We start from the raw sequence: 14,685 nt of genomic DNA, 5'->3' as shown, positions 1-14,685 counted from the left end.
AATGAAAGACCGTTACGATCACTTTATCCATGGCCAATGGACGGCCCCTGCCGAGGGCAAGTATTTCGAGCGAATCAGCCCCGTCACGGAGCAGCCGCTGACGGCGATTGCGGAAGGCTCGGCAAGCGACATCGATCGCGCTGTGCAGGACGCTCAGGCCGCTTATCGTTCCTGGAGCCGTCTTCCCGTGGAGACGAGAGCCGACCATATGCGTGCCGTGGCGGCCGCGCTGCGTGAGCAGGCCGACAGCCTGGCGGAGATCCAGGCCCGGGAAACCGGCAAGGCGCTATCCCGTTCGGCCAATGATGTGCGGCTGACCGCGAGATACTTCGATTACTACGCGAGCCTGGCGCATTCCCTGGGCGGCGAAACCATTGTGGGCGACCCGTCCTTGCACACGTTTACCGTACGCGCCCCTTACGGGGTTTGCGGCAATATCGTGCCCTGGAACTCTCCTTTGCAGCAGGCCGCGCGAGGCATCGCTCCGGCGCTCATTGCGGGTAACACCACCGTCGTCAAGCCTTCCGAGGAGACGCCATTTTCCTGCCTGGAGCTGGCGCGCATCGCCGCCGAGGCAGGCTTGCCGCCGGGGGTCTTGAATGTCGTCCCGGGATATGGACGGGTGGCCGGCGCCGCGCTGGTGTCCCATCCTCTGGTTCGCAAAGTGACCTTTACCGGCTCGGTGGCGACCGGGCGATCGGTCGGCGCGATTGCCGCCGAACGTATCATTCCTCTGAGCCTGGAGCTCGGCGGCAAGTCACCCAACCTCATCTTCGAGGATGCGGATCTGCCAGCGGCCATTGACGCGGCCTACGCCGCCATCATGGGAAATGCCGGCCAGATCTGTTCGGCGGGGTCGCGGCTGCTGGTGCAGCGAAGCGTGCATGATCAGGTGGTGCGGGGCCTGATCGACATCGCCGGGCGGGAGCGCGTAGGCGACACGATGGCCGGTGCGACGATGGGGCCGTTGACGACGCGGGACCAGTATGAGCGCGTGAAGCAATACCTGGAGATCGCCCGCCAGGAGGGCGCGACCATCGCGTGCGGAGGAGGACGCCCGCAGGGCGGTCCGACGACGGGCTGGTTCATCGCGCCCACCATTCTGACGAATGTCAATCGCGCCATGCGCGTGGCGCAGGAGGAAATCTTCGGGCCGGTCCTGTCGGTCATCCCGTTTGACTCGGAGCAGGAGGCCATCGACATCGCCAATGACACGGAGTATGGCCTGGCAGCCGCGGTCTGGACGCGCGATGTGGGCCGGGCGCACCGCGTCAGCGCGGCGCTGGAGGCCGGGCAGGTCTATGTCAACAACTATCACGGCGGCAGTGTCGAAACACCTTTCGGCGGCTTCAAAAACTCTGGCTATGGCAGGGAGAAGGGGGCGGAAGCGCTTGCGCACTACACCCAGATCAAAACTGTGATCATGAAGGTGACCTAGCCATGATCGATATCGACGCGCTGCAACCCTGGCTGGGACGTGAGCGTTGCGCCGCTGATGAGGTCTCGGCGACGCAGGCTCGCCGGATGGCCGCGCTGCTGGATCTGGAACCCAGGCAGTGGGCCGGCGGGGACGCCCTGCCAGCGCACTGGTACTGCATGCTGTTCGGGGAAACGGCCAGACAGAGCCAGCTGGGTACGGACGGCCACCCGGAGAAGGGCGATTTCTTGCCGCCCGTGATGCTGCCAAGACGCATGTTCGCCGGCAGACGGGTGCAGTTTCAGCGCTCGTTGCACATCGGCGAGCAGGTTGTCAGGCGGACGCGAATCCAGGCGATCACCCCGAAACGGGGGCGCTCCGGAGAGATGTGCTTTGTCACGCTGCGCCACGATATCGACGGAGAGCAGGGCACGGCCGTTGTTGAAGAGCAGGACATCGTCTATCGCCAGGCCAGTCCTCCACGCCAAGCCTCGGCGGACAAACCGCCCGAGCTGCCTGCCCGCCGGGAGATGCCGACGCTGGGCGCCACGTCGATCACCCCGGACACCACGATGCTGTTCCGGTATTCGGCCATCACGTTCAACGGACATCGCATCCACTATGACCGCGACTATGCCAGCGGCGTGGAGGGCTATCCGGGGCTGGTGGTCAACGGCGGGCTGACCCTGTTGCTGCTCTGGGAGCAAGCCCGGCAATCCGGGCTGGCATTCTCGACCTCGGTGTCGCGCAACCTGAAAGGGTTGATCGCGGGCCAGCCTCTGTACATCCGGACCGAACAGCGAGAGACAGGAACGACGATCTATGCGCTTGACGCCGCCGGAGAGGTGGCCGTCGAGGCAGTGCTTGCGGGAGAAAGCGCATGAGCGGCGGGATGCTGGAAGGGATCCGCATCATCGATCTGACGTCGGTCGTCGTCGGCCCGTTGGCGACCCAGATCCTTGCCGACCATGGCGCGGATGTGATCAAGGTGGAGAGTCCGGCTGGAGACATCGGGCGGTCGTTGTCGGGCAAAGGCCGCAGTCCGGGGATGGCTCCGAAGTACCTGCACCTTAACCGCAATAAGCGTTCGATCTGCCTCGATTTGAAGCATGCGGAGGGCCTGGCGGCGTTGCGCCGGCTGATCGAGGGCGCCGATGTGCTGTTGTGGAATGTCCGGCCCTCCTCGATGGAGCGGCTGGGCTTGAGCTACGAGCAGGTCAGCGCGATCAAGCCTGACATCATCTATTGCGGCATGTTCGGCTTTGGCCAAACGGGCTGCTACCGCGCCATGGCGGCCTACGACTCCATCATCCAGGGCGTCTCCGGGGTCGCGGATCTGAATGCACGTGTCACGGGAACCCCGCAGTACGTCCCTTATGTGCTCGCAGACCGTAATGCAGGCCTGATCGCGGTTCAATTGATCGCCATGGCGCTGTTTCATCGCGAACGCACGGGCGAGGGGCAGAGCATCGAAGTTCCCATGTATGAAAACATGGTGACGCAGGTGATGACCGAGCATATGTACCAGCAGACCTTCGTGCCGCCGCTGGGCGAGGCGGGTGATCCTCGTGTGCTCGATAAAGAAAACCGGCCCATCCCTACGCGGGATGGCTATATCTGTATCTCCGCGAACACCGACGCACAGGCCTTTGCGCTATTCGATGCGATCGGCCGGCCGGAGCTGAAGTCTGACGGGAGATTCAATACGGTGAGTGCCCGGTTCCAGAACGTACAGGCCTACTTCTCCCTACGGCGGCAGGCGCTCGCATCGCGCACGACCGGCGAGTGGATGACGATTTTTCAGCAAGCGGACGTGCCTGCCGCACCCTATAACTCCCTGGAGTCACTGCTGGATGATCCGCACTTGCGCGAGGTGGGTCTGTTCGCCAAGCGTCAGCATCCGAGTGAGGGAGAAATCCTGGAAATTCAGCCTGCCAACAAAGTTTCTGTCGGGATGCGAAACGACTGGATGCCAGCTCCACGCCTGGGAGAGCATACGACGCAAGTGCTGCAGGAGGCCGGACTCTACGAGGCAGACATCTCGCGCTTGCTGGCTGCCGGCGGGGCGCGTCAAGGCTGATATCCGGGCCGGCCTGGCCGGCGGTCATTGACCGTGCAGCGCATCCAACCCAGGCGCCGGGCGGCAGCGTCTTGCTGACCGCACTGGCCAGAAAGAGGGAGTTATCCATGAGAAGCAAATTATTCGTGCCCGCCTCGCGCCCGGAGCTTTTCGACAAAGCCATGTCGGGTCCGGCAGATGCATTGTCCTTTGATCTGGAGGACGCGGTGGCGCCGGCACGTAAGCAAGACGCACGCGAAGCCTTGGCGCGCTGGCTGAGCTCGGCCGAGTTCTCCGCAGCCCAGGCCTTGCGCCACAAGACGATCATCGTGCGGGTCAATGCCGTCGACACGCCGGACTTTCTGGCTGACCTGCGTAGACTGCGGGGCTTACCGATCGGCTTGTTGAACCTGCCCAAGATAGACGACCCGGCTGCCTTGAACGCTGCCATTTGCGAAGCCGATGGGGCGGGTTTTGAGGGCCATTTTCTCGTCACCGTGGAGTCAGCTCAGGCCTTGGCCTGCGCCGCGGCGCTGGCCCAGGCGGATCCCCGGGTGGCGGGGCTGCAATTGGGATTGGCCGATCTGTTCGAGCCGTTGGGCATTGATCGCTATCAACCGGAGATCCTGCGTAGCATCATGCTGACCCTGCGTTTGGCCGCCGGCGTGGCGGGCAAGTATGTGATGGACGGGGCTTACGCGCGCTTGCGGGATCCCGAGGGTTTCAGAGCCGAAGCCGCGATGGCGAGATCACTGGGTTTTCTGGGCAAGTCTTGTGTACATCCCAGCCAGGTTGCCATCGCGAACGAGGTATTCAGCTTTAGCGATGAGGAGATTCTGGATGCATCCCGGATCGTTGCTGCCAGTCTCGAACAGGAAGGCGTTGGCGCTTTCATGGTGGATGGAAAAATGATCGATCCGCCTTTTGTGCGACGAGCGCAACACGTGCTCATGGTGGCAGGAAAAACGGTGAGTTAACCCTCCGCCGCCTTGTCGTTATGATGGCTCATGCCGATTAACCCATGTACCGCGCGTATCCGCCTGGCCGCTGCCGACGATGTGGAGGCCCTGACGGCCTTGTTACACCGAGCCTATGCGGCGTTGGGGGCCAGCGGGCTGCGCTTCATGGCGGTGGATCAATCCGCGGACGTGACGCGCCAGCGCATGGCGCGCGGCGACTGTTATGTGCTGGAGGATGGGGGCGCGTTGCTGGCGACGGTGGTGTTTTCCGATCCGTCGCAGACAGGCGGCTCGCCCTGGCTGGATCGCCCGGACGTGGCCAGTCTGCATCAGTTCGGGGTTGAACCCGCGCTGCAGCGCTGCGGCCTGGGCAGCCGGCTGCTGCATTGGGTGCAAGCCCGGGCGCGTGGCTGTGGCGCCGCGGAAATCGCGCTCGATACCGCAGAGCCCGCCGTGCAGTTGCGCGCCTGGTATGCCGCCCGGGGATATCGTGAAATCGAGTATGCCCAGTGGCGGCATACGAACTATCGCAGCGTCATCATGAGCAAATGTCTGGTCTCGACAGCCTAGGGAGGCGGACGGCAGGCGGGGCGGTTGGTGTCCGCCCGGGCGCCGCCCGCTTTCTCCCGGCCCGCGGATGCGGCGTCAATGCCGCGTGGGAAGAAGCCGCTTTTTCAACCATTGCAGCAGGTCATCCACATAGGTGAAGACCACCGGGACCACCACCAGGCTGAGGACGGTGGAGGTGATCAGCCCGCCGATCACCACGATGGCCATAGGCTGGCGGAAGCTGGGTTCGGCGCCCAGCCCGAGGGCGTTGGGCAGCATGCCGCCGCCCATGGCGATGGTGGTCATGACGATGGGACGGGCGCGTTTGTGGCAGGCGTCCATCAGCGCATCGAAGCGCGCCATGCCTTTGCGGCGCGACACGATGGCGTACTCCACCAGCAGGATGGAGTTCTTGGTGACGATGCCCATGAGCATCAAGACGCCGATGACCACGGGCATGGAAAACGCCTGTTCCGCCGCCCAGAGGGCGAAGAGGGCGCCGGCCAGGGCCAGGGGCAGGGCCGACAAGATCGTGGCCGGCTGCATGAAGTCATGAAACAGCAGGACCAGCACGGCATAGATGCAGAACACACCGATGGCCATCGCCAGACCGAAGCTCTGGAACAGTTCGCTCATGCGCTGCAGCTCGCCTTGGTCGACCTGTTTGACCGATTCCGGCAGGGCTTGCATGGCGGGCAGCGCGCGAGCTTCGCGCTCCACTTCGCCGATCGCCCGTCCATTGAGTTCGACGGTGAGGGTGACTTTGCGCAGCCGATCGATGCGGTCGATCTGCGAGGGCCCGCTGCCTATGCCGATATCCGCCACGCTGGCCAGGCTGACCAGGCCGTCGCGTCCTTGCACGCGTAGTTGGCCGACGGCGTTCAGATCCTGTCGCAGCTCGGGCGACATGCGGGCCCGTATATTGATCTGCCGCTGTGGCAGGTTGAGTTTGGGCAGCGCGGTCGAGTAATCGCCATACGTGGCGAATCGCAGGGCATCGCCCAGCGCTTCCGAGGTTACGCCGAGGTGGGCCGCAGCGGCATGGTTGGGACGGACCTGTATTTCGGGGCGCTGCAGGGAGGCGCTGGAGGTCACATTGCCGATGCCGCTCAAGGTGCGCAGCCCGGCCTCGACCTGGCTGGCCGCGCGGTTGAGCGCCTCGGGATCGTCGCTGGCCAAGGTCAGTTCGAGCGCTTCGCCGCTGTTGCCGCCGCCCACGGCCACCCGCAGGCCGGGTAGCGTGCGCAGGCGGGCGCGCATCTGGGCTTCGACCTGGGACTGCGTGGCATGGCGTTCGGTGCGAGGCACGAGGTCTATCGTGAGGGTGGCGCTGGTGAGGTCGGCCGTCGTGGTCCCGCCCATGCCGCCGCTGCTGGCGCTACCGGCCAGCGCAAACACGTCCTTGACCTCGGGCAAGGCGCGCAACAGGGTGGCGGCGCGCTCGGCCATGTCGGTGGTGTCCTGCAAGGTGCTGCCCGGCGCGACTTGTAGCGTGATGGTGGTCTGCGCCTTGTCCTGCGCCGGCATGAAGGCGGTGGGGATGAAGGCGGCCAGGCCCAGGCAGAGCACGAAGAACAGCAGGGCGGACAGGATGGTCGTCTTGCGGCGGCGCATGGCGCTGGCGGCCAGATGCAGATAGCGCCGCATGATCGGTCCGTCTTCGCGCCCGCGCCCGTCCTCGGCGTTGCGCGGCTTGAGCAGATAGGCGGCCATCATGGGCGTGAGCAGCCGGGCCACCAGCAGCGAGGCCAGCACGGCAACCGAGGCCGTGACGCCGAACTGCCGGAAGAATTTGCCGGGGATGCCGCCCATGAATGCCGTGGGCAGGAACACGGCGACGAGGGTGAACGTGGTGGCGATGACCGCCATGCCGATTTCGTCGGCGGCCTCCATGGCCGCCTCGAAGGGCCGTTTCCCCATGAGCAGGTGACGCTCGATGTTTTCGACTTCGACGATGGCGTCATCGACCAGAATCCCTACGACGAGGGCCAACGACAGCAGGGTCACCATGTTCAGGCTATAGCCGGCCAGCCACATGAACGCGAAGGTGGGCAGGATGGACAGCGGCAGCGCCACGGCGGCGATCAGGGTCGCGCGCCAATCGCGCAGAAACCACCACACCACGATGATCGCCAGCACGGCGCCTTCGAGCAGCAGTTCCAGCGAGCCGTGATAGTTGTCGATGACGGGCTCGATGGTATTGCTGACTTCGCGGATGGTGACTTGCGGATTGTCGCGGGCGAACTTGTCCATCGCCGCGCGGACATCGCGGGCGACACCGACGTCCGAGTAGCCCAGCGACCGGGTGACTTGCAAGCCCAGCACTTCCTTGTCCTTGTGCAGCGCTTTGCTTTCGCGATCGGCGTGGCCATCCGTGACCCGGGCGATCTGATCCAGGCGGACCCAGCGGCCGTCGGACAGCGGCAAGGCGATCTGGCGGACCTCATCGACGGACTCGGCCGTGGCAATCATGCGGGCAGACTGACGCTGCCCGCCGATATGGCCCTGGCCGCCGGAGCTTTCCCGCTGCACTGCCTTGAGGCGGTCGGAGACATCCGAGGGCGTTACCCCCAGGCCGGCCATGGCCACGGGATCCAGATCGATGATGACTTCTCGGTCTATGCCCCCCAGCCGCTTGATGGACGCCACGCCCGGCACGGCGAGCAGGGCTTTGGTGGCATCGTTGTCCACGAACCAGGACAGGTCGGATTCATCCAGGCGTTCCGAGTCGATGACATAGGTCATCAACGAGGCGTTCGCCGCGGTCTGCTTGGTGACCGTGGGCGCATTCATGCTGCTGGGCAGATCGCCTCGGGCGCTGTCGACGGCATTGCGGACTTCGTTGACCGCCACTTCACTGTCCTTGTCCAGCGTGAAGCTTACGGACAACACGACCGAGCCGTCGGTGATGGTGGTGGTGATGTGGTCTAGGCGCGTCAGCGAGGCGAGCTTGTCTTCGATCTTGCGAGCAACCTCGGTCTCCAATTGCGAGGGGGCCGCGCCTTCCAGGGTGGCAGTGACGGTGACGGTGGGCAGGTCGGTGTCGGGGAAATCCTGGATCTGCAGTTTGGAAAAGCCGATCAGGCCGAAGACCGTCAGCAAAATGAAGACAAGTACCGCCGGGACAGGGTTGCGGATGGACCAGGACGAGATATTCATTGGCTGGCCTTGGCGGTTTGCGCGCTGACCACGCTGACTTTGGCGTCCTCGGCCAGGAAGGCGCCGCCGCTGCGCACAACCCGGTCCTGCGGCGTGAGGCCGGAGATCACTTCGACCTGGTCGCCTTGCTGGCGGCCCAGCGTGACCGCACGGCTGATGACGTGATCGTCGTCGCGCAGCAACCAGACGTACGCGCGGCCATCGCGCCGGGTGATGGCCGACTGTGGCAAGGTCAGGGCCTGGCTATCTCCAGAGAGGATGAAGCCGGTGGCGAACATGCCGCGTCGCGCCCCGGCGTTGCGGTCCAGATCCACGTAGACCACCGCGCGCGCCGTGCCGTCCGCGAGCACGGGGTCGATCAGCCGGACCCGCCCGGCCACGGTGCGGCCGTCGGGCAGGTCGATCTGCGCGGCGTCGTTCACGCTGATGCCGGCCAACTGTTTGGCGTCGACTTCGGCGCGCCACTCCAGGCGGCCTTGGCGTATCAGCCGGTAGAGTTCCGTGCCGCTGGCCACGACGTCGCCCAAGATGCCCGTTTTGGTGGCCACCAGGCCATCATCGGCAGCCACGATACGGGTTTGGGACAGTTTGATCCTGACCGTGTCCAGGTCCGCCTGGGCAGCTTGCAGCGTGGCCTTGGCGGTGCGTTCCGTGTTGCGGTACTCCTCGACCTTCTGCGCGGACAGCGCACCGCTTTTCTCTGTGGCTCGCGCCCGGCGATAGTCGGACTGCGCCTGCTCGTAGGCGGCCTGAGCCTGCGCGACGGTGGCGGCCTGTTTACGCTGCTCGGCCACGACGGTCTCATCGGCAAGGCGCGCCAGGACGTCGCCGCGCTTGACGCTGGCGCCCACATCGACCAGGAGCTCGCTGACCCGCAGGCCGCCCGTCTCCGGGCTGACGATGATTTCCTGCCAGGCCTGAATGGCGCCGTTGACCTGGATCTTGCGCGGCCAGGCTTGTTCGCGTGCCTGGACGATGTCGACCGTCAGCAAACTGGCCTGCGTCTGCGCGTCGGGGGCGGAATCGCTGGGTTTGTCGCAGGCGCTCAAACTCAGGGCCAGCAGCAGGAGGCAGGAGAGACGCAGGAAGGGCAGATCCAGGAGGTTTTTCATACGCATACGGGTGGGTGAGGCGGGGCAGCCGGACGGGCCGGTCTTGTTCAAGGCTGTGTCTTTGACGGCACGACGGCATCCGCCGTCCAGCCCCCGCCGGCGGCCTTGTACAACGCGATCCAGTACTGCACCTGATTGCGCAGCAAGGTGATGTGCTCGATGTCGGCGTTCAGGGCAGACCGGCGGGCCTCTTCCAGATCGAGCAGGCTGGCGCCACCGGCTTGCCATTGCACTTCGGTGGCCTGCTCGAAGCTGCGGTAGTCTCGCGCGGCCTCGGCGGCGAACGTGGCGCGCGATGCCGCGCCATCGAGCTGGACCAGCGCCTGCTCGACTTCTTTGATGGCGGTGCGTACGCCCTGACGGTATTGCGCCAGGGCGCTTTGGTAGTCGGCCTGCGCGCTGGCCACCGCGGCGCGCCGGGCGCCGCCATCCAGAAACGGCAGGCTTAAGGCCGGCCCGAAGGACCAGCTCGCGGCGCCGCTGGCCAATTGCGAGGCCGACAGCGAGATGGAGCCGGACAGGGTCAGGCTGGGATAGAGGTCGGCTTGCGCGGCGCCGATTGAGGCGCTGGTCGCCGCCAGGTCGCGTTCGAGCGCCGCGATGTCGGGGCGTTGGCGCAGGACATCGGCGGGTAAGGCGTCGAGCGTGAACGCCGCCGGCACGGGCAGGCCAGGCGGCGGGCTGCCCTGCGGATCCAATTGGCGGCGCAGGTCGGTTTCGGGCAGGCCGGTCAACGCCACCAGGCTCTTGACCAGTAACTGGCACTCGGCGCGTTGCGCCTGCAAGGAGGCGCGCGTGCTGGCCAGGCTGGCGCGTGCCAGCGCGCCGTTGGCCGGCGAGGTGAAACCCGCGTCCACGGAGGCGGTCGTCGCGGCCATGGTTTTCTGCATGGAGGCGAGTTCCTGCTCGTAAGCGCCGCCCAGCAGTTGGCAGCCGCGGTACTGCACATAGTCGTCGGCCACCTCGGCAGCCAGGCTTACCCGGGCTTGGTGCCAGTCGCCGACGCGGGCTTGCAGGCGGGCATCGGCGGCCTGAGCCTTGCGCCGTATCTTGCCAAAGAGGTCGATCTCCCAGGAGGCGTCGAAACCGGCCGACCGCGTGGTGGTCAAGGTATCCACCTCCTCCCCCTGACGCTGGCGGGCACGCAGCAGACTCGCGTTGGCGTCAACCGTGGGCGACAAGCCCGAGCGGGCCGTGTCGACATTGGCCCGCGCGCTTTCGATGTTGGCCCAGGCCTGGTCCAGCGTGGGGCTGTCGTTCATGGCCGCGGCGATGAGGGCGTCCAGCGTCTTGTCATTGAACTGGCCCCACCAGTTGCGCAGCGAGACTTCCCGGCCGCCGTGCGGCATCGGTGCTTCCCACGTGGCGGGGGCCGCGGCGTCGGGCGCGCGGTAGTCGGGGCCGACCATCGTGCAGGCGGGCAATGTCAGGGTCAATGCGCCCAGCAGGCTGAGCACGGCCAGCGGCCGCGAGACGGAATCCAGCGCGATTTTCATGGCCGTATCGTAGGCAGGGCCACCATCAAGCGCGGTTCAGAAGTGTTAAGTTGCGAAAAGCTTGCCGGCTGACGTGGTGACAAGGCTTTGAAAGTGAGAGAATTTTTCGCATCCACGGACTTTGAACCGGCTTTCCCATGCGTATTCTTCTGATCGATGACGATGTCGAACTGACGACCATGTTGTCTCAGTACCTCACGCATGAGGGCTTTGAGGTCGTCGCTTGCAGCGACGGCGAGCGCGCGATCGGCGAGCTTGCGCGCCGCCCTTATTCCCTGGCCGTGCTCGACATCATGATGCCCGGGCTGTCGGGGCTGGAGACCTTGCAACGCATCCGGCTGCAGCATCGGCTGCCGGTTCTCATGCTCACGGCGCGAGGCGATGACATCGACAAGGTCATCGGCCTGAACCTGGGCGCCGACGACTATGTGGCCAAGCCCTGCAGCCCCGCCGAGCTGCTCGCGCGCATCCGGGCCATCCTGCGCCGCACACAGGGCGCTGCCCTGGCCGATACGCCCACCGCGGCCGCCCAGGAGGCACCACGCTGTCTCAAGGCCGGGCCGTTGGAACTATGGCCCGGCAGCCGGCAGGCCACCTGGCATGGCGAGCCGCTCGAATTGACCGGCACCGAGTTCATGCTGCTCGAAGTCCTGGCGCGCCACGTCGGCACGCTGGTCAGCAAGCAAGTCATTTCCATGGAGGCGTTCAGCCGGCCCCTGACGCCCTTCGATCGCCGTATCGACGTCCACATCAGTGCCATCCGGCAAAAGCTCGGCCACCGTCCTGACGGGCAGCCGTGGATCCAGAACGTGCGCGGGCAGGGCTATCAGTTTCTGGAGGCATGATGGGTCTGATCCCGCGGGCAGGCAGGCTGTTCTGGAAGCTGGTGCTGGCGTTGTTTCTCAGCATGGCGCTGTCGATGGCCGGTACGTTCGCCTACATCGTGCTGGCCAGCGGGCCCACCCCGCCGCCGCCGCGCGATGAATGGATGGTCGGGCCGATACCGGGTGTGCCATTGCTGGCGGGCTTAATTGCCATTTTCCTGATCGGCATGTTGTTCGCATGGTATTTGTCGCGGCCCGTACGTACCCTGAGTTGGGCGCTGCACCGTGCCGCCCAGGGCAAGTTCGACACGCGCGTGGCGCCCATGATGCAGGGCATGTGGAGCGACGAGATCGTCGAGCTGGGGCAGGATTTCGACCGCATGGCCGAACAGCTGCAGCGCGCCATGGACTCCCAGCGCTTGCTGCTGCATGATATTTCTCACGAATTGCGCTCTCCGCTGACGCGCATGCAGGCGGCTATCGGCTTGATGCGCCAGTCGCCGCAGACCGTGCCGGCCATGGTTGCCCGCATCGAGTCCGAAAGCCACAAACTGGATACGCTGATCGAGGCCTTGCTGACCTTGCATCGGCTCGACGCCGGCGCCATGCCGGGGCAGTACGAGCGCGTCGACCTGGTCGAGCTGCTGCAAGCCATTGTCGAGGACGCGGAGTTCGAGGCCGTCGCCGCGCAGAAGTCGGTCAGCGCGACGCTGTGCGAGTCCTTCGTCTCGCAGGTCAAAGGTGAGTTTGTCTATCGCGCGTTTGAGAACATCATCCGCAATGCCGTCAAGTATTCCCCCGCCGGGACGACGGTGGAGATCGCGGCCACGATCGATGCCGCCGACCAGCTGGTCGTGACGGTCGCGGACCGCGGGCCCGGCGTGTCCGTCGCGCTGCAGGAGCGGATCTTCGATGCCTTCTTCCGCGTCGAAGGCTCGGCCTCGGCCACCGGCAGCGGCCTGGGCCTGGCCGTGGCGCATCGCACCATAACCGCTCACGGCGGTTCGGTCCAGGCCCGCAGCCGCGACGGCGGCGGCCTGGTGGTGACGGTGACGCTGCCGAGATAGGCCGCGCACCGGCGCCGTCCCGCCATACGATGGGCCGCAGGTAGCTGCGCCAGCTTCTACCCTTGCCGATGCGCGCCCAGCGCATGCGGTCTGGCTACGCCTGAAAGGCAGCCATTACCGCGCCCAGACGGGGGATGCCAACCAGCGCGCCAAGACTGATGAGTTCGTACTGCATGGCGGGACGGATATTTATCAGTACCTCGCTGCCGATGGCGCCGCCAGCGCGACCGCCGGACTCATGGCCAGCTATGGTCGGGCGAGTTCGCGCGCCCGCGCCGATGCCAACCCGTTTCGCTTCACCGGCCGCAGCGACGCGTGGAGCGTAGGGGCATACGGAACGTAGTATGCCGACAGGCAGCAGCGTCTGGGTGCGTATGCCGACGTCTGGGCGCAGATTGGGACGTTCAGCAATCACATCGAAGGCGACCTGCTGGACCGCGAACGTTACAACGCGCATGGCTGGGCGCTATCCGCCGAATCCGGTTATGCGCTTCTGGCCGCAGGCAGTTGGGTGGTGCAATCCCAGGCGCAGTTGATCTATCTGGGATACCGCCAAAGCGCGTTCACCGAAGAGACGGGTGTTCGCGTCAGCGATGCGGATTCCGATGGCGTGGTGACGCGGCTGGGCGCCCGGCTGTATCGTCAGCCCGGCGAGAGCGTCGTGCAGCCTTTTGCCGCCTTCAATTGGTGGCGTTCCAGTAACGATCCCTCAATCCATCTGGACGGCACCCGTATCGACAATATGTATCCGAAGTCGCGCTATGAACTCAAGGCGGGATTGGCGGCTGGATTGGGCAAAGGCTGGAAAGGCTGGGCCAGTGTCGCGGGTAACTGGGGTCAGCAGAATTTTCGCGCCTACGCCGTGGAAGCAGGCATGCGCTATCAGTTCTAGCGAGGCAGGCAGGTGTGTCCGCCGGGCTCCTGCGTCGCTTGACGGGAGGCGGCGGTCGGCCGCCCTCGCGTCGGGCGCTCAGAAGCGGTAGACGATGCCGGCGCCGACCTGAGGTTGCAGACGCCAGTCTTTCTCGCTGCTTCCCCATTGTTGATTGGAATACTTCACCTGTACGAAGGCGTTGGCCGAAAGCTTGCTGTTGATGTTGTAGGTCAGCGAGAGTTGCGGCAGCGCGAACAGGTCGTAAGCGTTTTTGTAGTTGCCCTGCATGACCGTGGGCGAGAGCCATTGGTACATGTCGTCACCGGCCAGGAAAGGATCCCAGGCCGCACGCCGGTTGGACATGACGTAGGGATCCAGGCCGCCGGCGAAGTTAAAGGTCAGCGAGGTCTGCGCATTGAGTTTGGCCAGCGTGTTGCTGTACTCCAGCCAGGCCGAGAGCATGAAGTAGGTGGCGCTGGTGTAGGTGGTGCTGTCGTTGCTGACGGCGAAGCTGCCGCTATACCAATCCTTGAATACATAGGCATTGAGCGTTAGCGAAAATTGGGCAGGCAGGTTCCAGTTGGTGAGCAGTCCCAGCCCGGCGGTATTGACCTTGCCCGATGCGCCGCTGATGGCCTTGCCGTGGATATACATGGGCGCCAGCGCGAATTGCGTGGGCCGGACCGGGCCGTTGGCTGGGAAGTAGGCCGAGAAATCAAAGACCGTCTGCGCCATGCCATAGGCCTGGCTGGTGTGATTGAAATTGCTTTGAGTCTCCAGCTTCAAGGAGGACGACCAATTGACTTTGGAGTCACCCAGGTTGCCGTAGGCATAGCTCAGCGTCCCGGAGGGTTCGCTGTAGTCGTTGTTTTGCTGCTTGGGGCCACCCGTATAGGCGTAGCGGTTCCAGGTTCGGTCCCACTCCAGGTCTACGCTCCACTTGGGCGAGAACTGATAGTTCAGCACGGCGGATGGATGCGAGTTGGCGGTCTTGTAGTTGCCTGAGTTGCCATAGAAGGTCTGGGTCAGGCTCAGGCTGCCGTTGGGCGTGAATTCCGCCGCTTGGGCGGCGGTGGCGCCAAGCAGCAAGAGACCCCAAAACGTGTGCGCTCGTGTCATGAATGGGTGGCGTGAAGGGTCGCCGCTGCGCGGGCGCGCAGCAACGGGAT

Annotated in this window: 11 protein-coding genes and 1 pseudogene; 8 read left to right on the top strand and 4 right to left on the bottom strand. The window is 65.0% G+C overall.

Translation table 11 applies throughout. The annotated features are described in order from the left end of the window. Window position 1 precedes the first annotated feature (1 nt). The 5 genes from CAL22_RS17285 to CAL22_RS17265 all read left to right on the top strand — a co-directional run bounded on the left by CAL22_RS17285 (window position 2) and on the right by CAL22_RS17265 (window position 5,005). Complete coding sequence (locus tag CAL22_RS17285) at window positions 2-1,438, top strand: aldehyde dehydrogenase family protein (RefSeq protein ID WP_094815381.1); 1,437 nt, start codon at window positions 2-4, stop codon at window positions 1,436-1,438. A 2-nt stretch (window positions 1,439-1,440) separates the two neighbouring features. Next, window positions 1,441-2,301 carry an FAS1-like dehydratase domain-containing protein gene (locus CAL22_RS17280; RefSeq protein ID WP_094815379.1) on the top strand — a complete coding sequence of 287 codons (861 nt, stop codon included), beginning with the start codon at window positions 1,441-1,443 and terminating at the stop codon, window positions 2,299-2,301. Further along, window positions 2,298-3,497: a CaiB/BaiF CoA transferase family protein gene (locus CAL22_RS17275; protein ID WP_094815377.1), complete on the top strand. Its 1,200-nt coding sequence runs from the start codon at window positions 2,298-2,300 to the stop codon at window positions 3,495-3,497. The genes CAL22_RS17280 and CAL22_RS17275 overlap by 4 nt, the downstream gene beginning before the upstream one ends. A 107-nt stretch (window positions 3,498-3,604) precedes the next feature. Beyond that, a complete protein-coding gene (locus CAL22_RS17270; RefSeq protein ID WP_094815375.1) occupies window positions 3,605-4,453 on the top strand; it encodes an HpcH/HpaI aldolase/citrate lyase family protein in 849 nt (282 codons plus the stop codon). 30 nt (window positions 4,454-4,483) lie between these two features. After that, complete coding sequence (locus CAL22_RS17265; RefSeq protein ID WP_094815373.1) at window positions 4,484-5,005, top strand: GNAT family N-acetyltransferase; 522 nt, start codon at window positions 4,484-4,486, stop codon at window positions 5,003-5,005. A 75-nt stretch (window positions 5,006-5,080) separates the two neighbouring features. On the opposite strand, the gene CAL22_RS17260 is transcribed toward CAL22_RS17265, so the two are convergent. Genes CAL22_RS17260 through CAL22_RS17250 form a run of 3 tightly spaced genes read right to left on the bottom strand, consistent with a single transcriptional unit; the run spans window position 5,081 to window position 10,751 of the window. Next, window positions 5,081-8,143 (bottom strand): efflux RND transporter permease subunit, encoded by a 3,063-nt coding sequence (locus CAL22_RS17260; RefSeq protein ID WP_094815371.1) that lies wholly within the window; start codon window positions 8,141-8,143, stop codon window positions 5,081-5,083. Then, on the bottom strand, window positions 8,140-9,255 hold the full coding sequence (locus CAL22_RS17255; protein ID WP_167383672.1) for an efflux RND transporter periplasmic adaptor subunit: 1,116 nt from the start codon (window positions 9,253-9,255) through the stop codon (window positions 8,140-8,142). The genes CAL22_RS17260 and CAL22_RS17255 overlap by 4 nt, the downstream gene beginning before the upstream one ends. A gap of 47 nt (window positions 9,256-9,302) precedes the next feature. After that, window positions 9,303-10,751: an efflux transporter outer membrane subunit gene (locus CAL22_RS17250; RefSeq protein WP_094815367.1), complete on the bottom strand. Its 1,449-nt coding sequence runs from the start codon at window positions 10,749-10,751 to the stop codon at window positions 9,303-9,305. A 137-nt stretch (window positions 10,752-10,888) separates the two neighbouring features. Between CAL22_RS17250 and CAL22_RS17245 the strand changes: the two genes are divergently transcribed. From CAL22_RS17245 to CAL22_RS17230, 3 genes and pseudogenes are all read left to right on the top strand, one after another. After that, window positions 10,889-11,596: a response regulator transcription factor gene (locus CAL22_RS17245; protein WP_094815365.1), complete on the top strand. Its 708-nt coding sequence runs from the start codon at window positions 10,889-10,891 to the stop codon at window positions 11,594-11,596. Further along, the gene (locus CAL22_RS17240) at window positions 11,593-12,642 is read left to right on the top strand and encodes a HAMP domain-containing sensor histidine kinase (RefSeq protein WP_244193925.1); all 1,050 of its coding nucleotides are present in this window, start codon (window positions 11,593-11,595) and stop codon (window positions 12,640-12,642) included. Before CAL22_RS17245 ends, CAL22_RS17240 begins: the two co-directional genes overlap by 4 nt. 100 nt (window positions 12,643-12,742) lie before the next feature. Continuing rightward, a pseudogene (locus CAL22_RS17230) lies at window positions 12,743-13,534 on the top strand (autotransporter outer membrane beta-barrel domain-containing protein). Between the two features lie 78 nt (window positions 13,535-13,612). On the opposite strand, the gene CAL22_RS21370 reads toward CAL22_RS17230, so the two are convergent. Next, window positions 13,613-14,635, bottom strand: coding sequence for a FomA family porin-like outer membrane protein (locus CAL22_RS21370; RefSeq protein WP_244193924.1), 1,023 nt, complete (start codon window positions 14,633-14,635; stop codon window positions 13,613-13,615). Window positions 14,636-14,685: the final 50 nt, after the last annotated feature.

Origin of the sequence: Bordetella genomosp. 12 (assembly GCF_002261355.1) — a bacterium.
Lineage (GTDB): Bacteria > Pseudomonadota > Gammaproteobacteria > Burkholderiales > Burkholderiaceae_B > Bordetella.
Note: the sequence above shows the minus strand (reverse complement) of the source record. Positions and strands in the feature narration are given on the sequence as shown.

Bases quoted from the DNA above. Each gene is read 5' to 3' on its own strand.
- CAL22_RS17285 (WP_094815381.1), top strand. From the start codon at position 2: ATGAAAGACCGTTACGATCACTTTATCCATGGCCAATGGACGGCCCCT.
- CAL22_RS17280 (WP_094815379.1), top strand. From the start codon at position 1,441: ATGATCGATATCGACGCGCTGCAACCCTGGCTGGGACGTGAGCGTTGC.
- CAL22_RS17275 (WP_094815377.1), top strand. From the start codon at position 2,298: ATGAGCGGCGGGATGCTGGAAGGGATCCGCATCATCGATCTGACGTCG.
- CAL22_RS17270 (WP_094815375.1), top strand. From the start codon at position 3,605: ATGAGAAGCAAATTATTCGTGCCCGCCTCGCGCCCGGAGCTTTTCGAC.
- CAL22_RS17265 (WP_094815373.1), top strand. From the start codon at position 4,484: ATGCCGATTAACCCATGTACCGCGCGTATCCGCCTGGCCGCTGCCGAC.
- CAL22_RS17260 (WP_094815371.1), bottom strand. From the start codon at position 8,143: ATGAATATCTCGTCCTGGTCCATCCGCAACCCTGTCCCGGCGGTACTT.
- CAL22_RS17255 (WP_167383672.1), bottom strand. From the start codon at position 9,255: ATGAAAAACCTCCTGGATCTGCCCTTCCTGCGTCTCTCCTGCCTCCTG.
- CAL22_RS17250 (WP_094815367.1), bottom strand. From the start codon at position 10,751: ATGAAAATCGCGCTGGATTCCGTCTCGCGGCCGCTGGCCGTGCTCAGC.
- CAL22_RS17245 (WP_094815365.1), top strand. From the start codon at position 10,889: ATGCGTATTCTTCTGATCGATGACGATGTCGAACTGACGACCATGTTG.
- CAL22_RS17240 (WP_244193925.1), top strand. From the start codon at position 11,593: ATGATGGGTCTGATCCCGCGGGCAGGCAGGCTGTTCTGGAAGCTGGTG.
- CAL22_RS21370 (WP_244193924.1), bottom strand. From the start codon at position 14,635: ATGACACGAGCGCACACGTTTTGGGGTCTCTTGCTGCTTGGCGCCACC.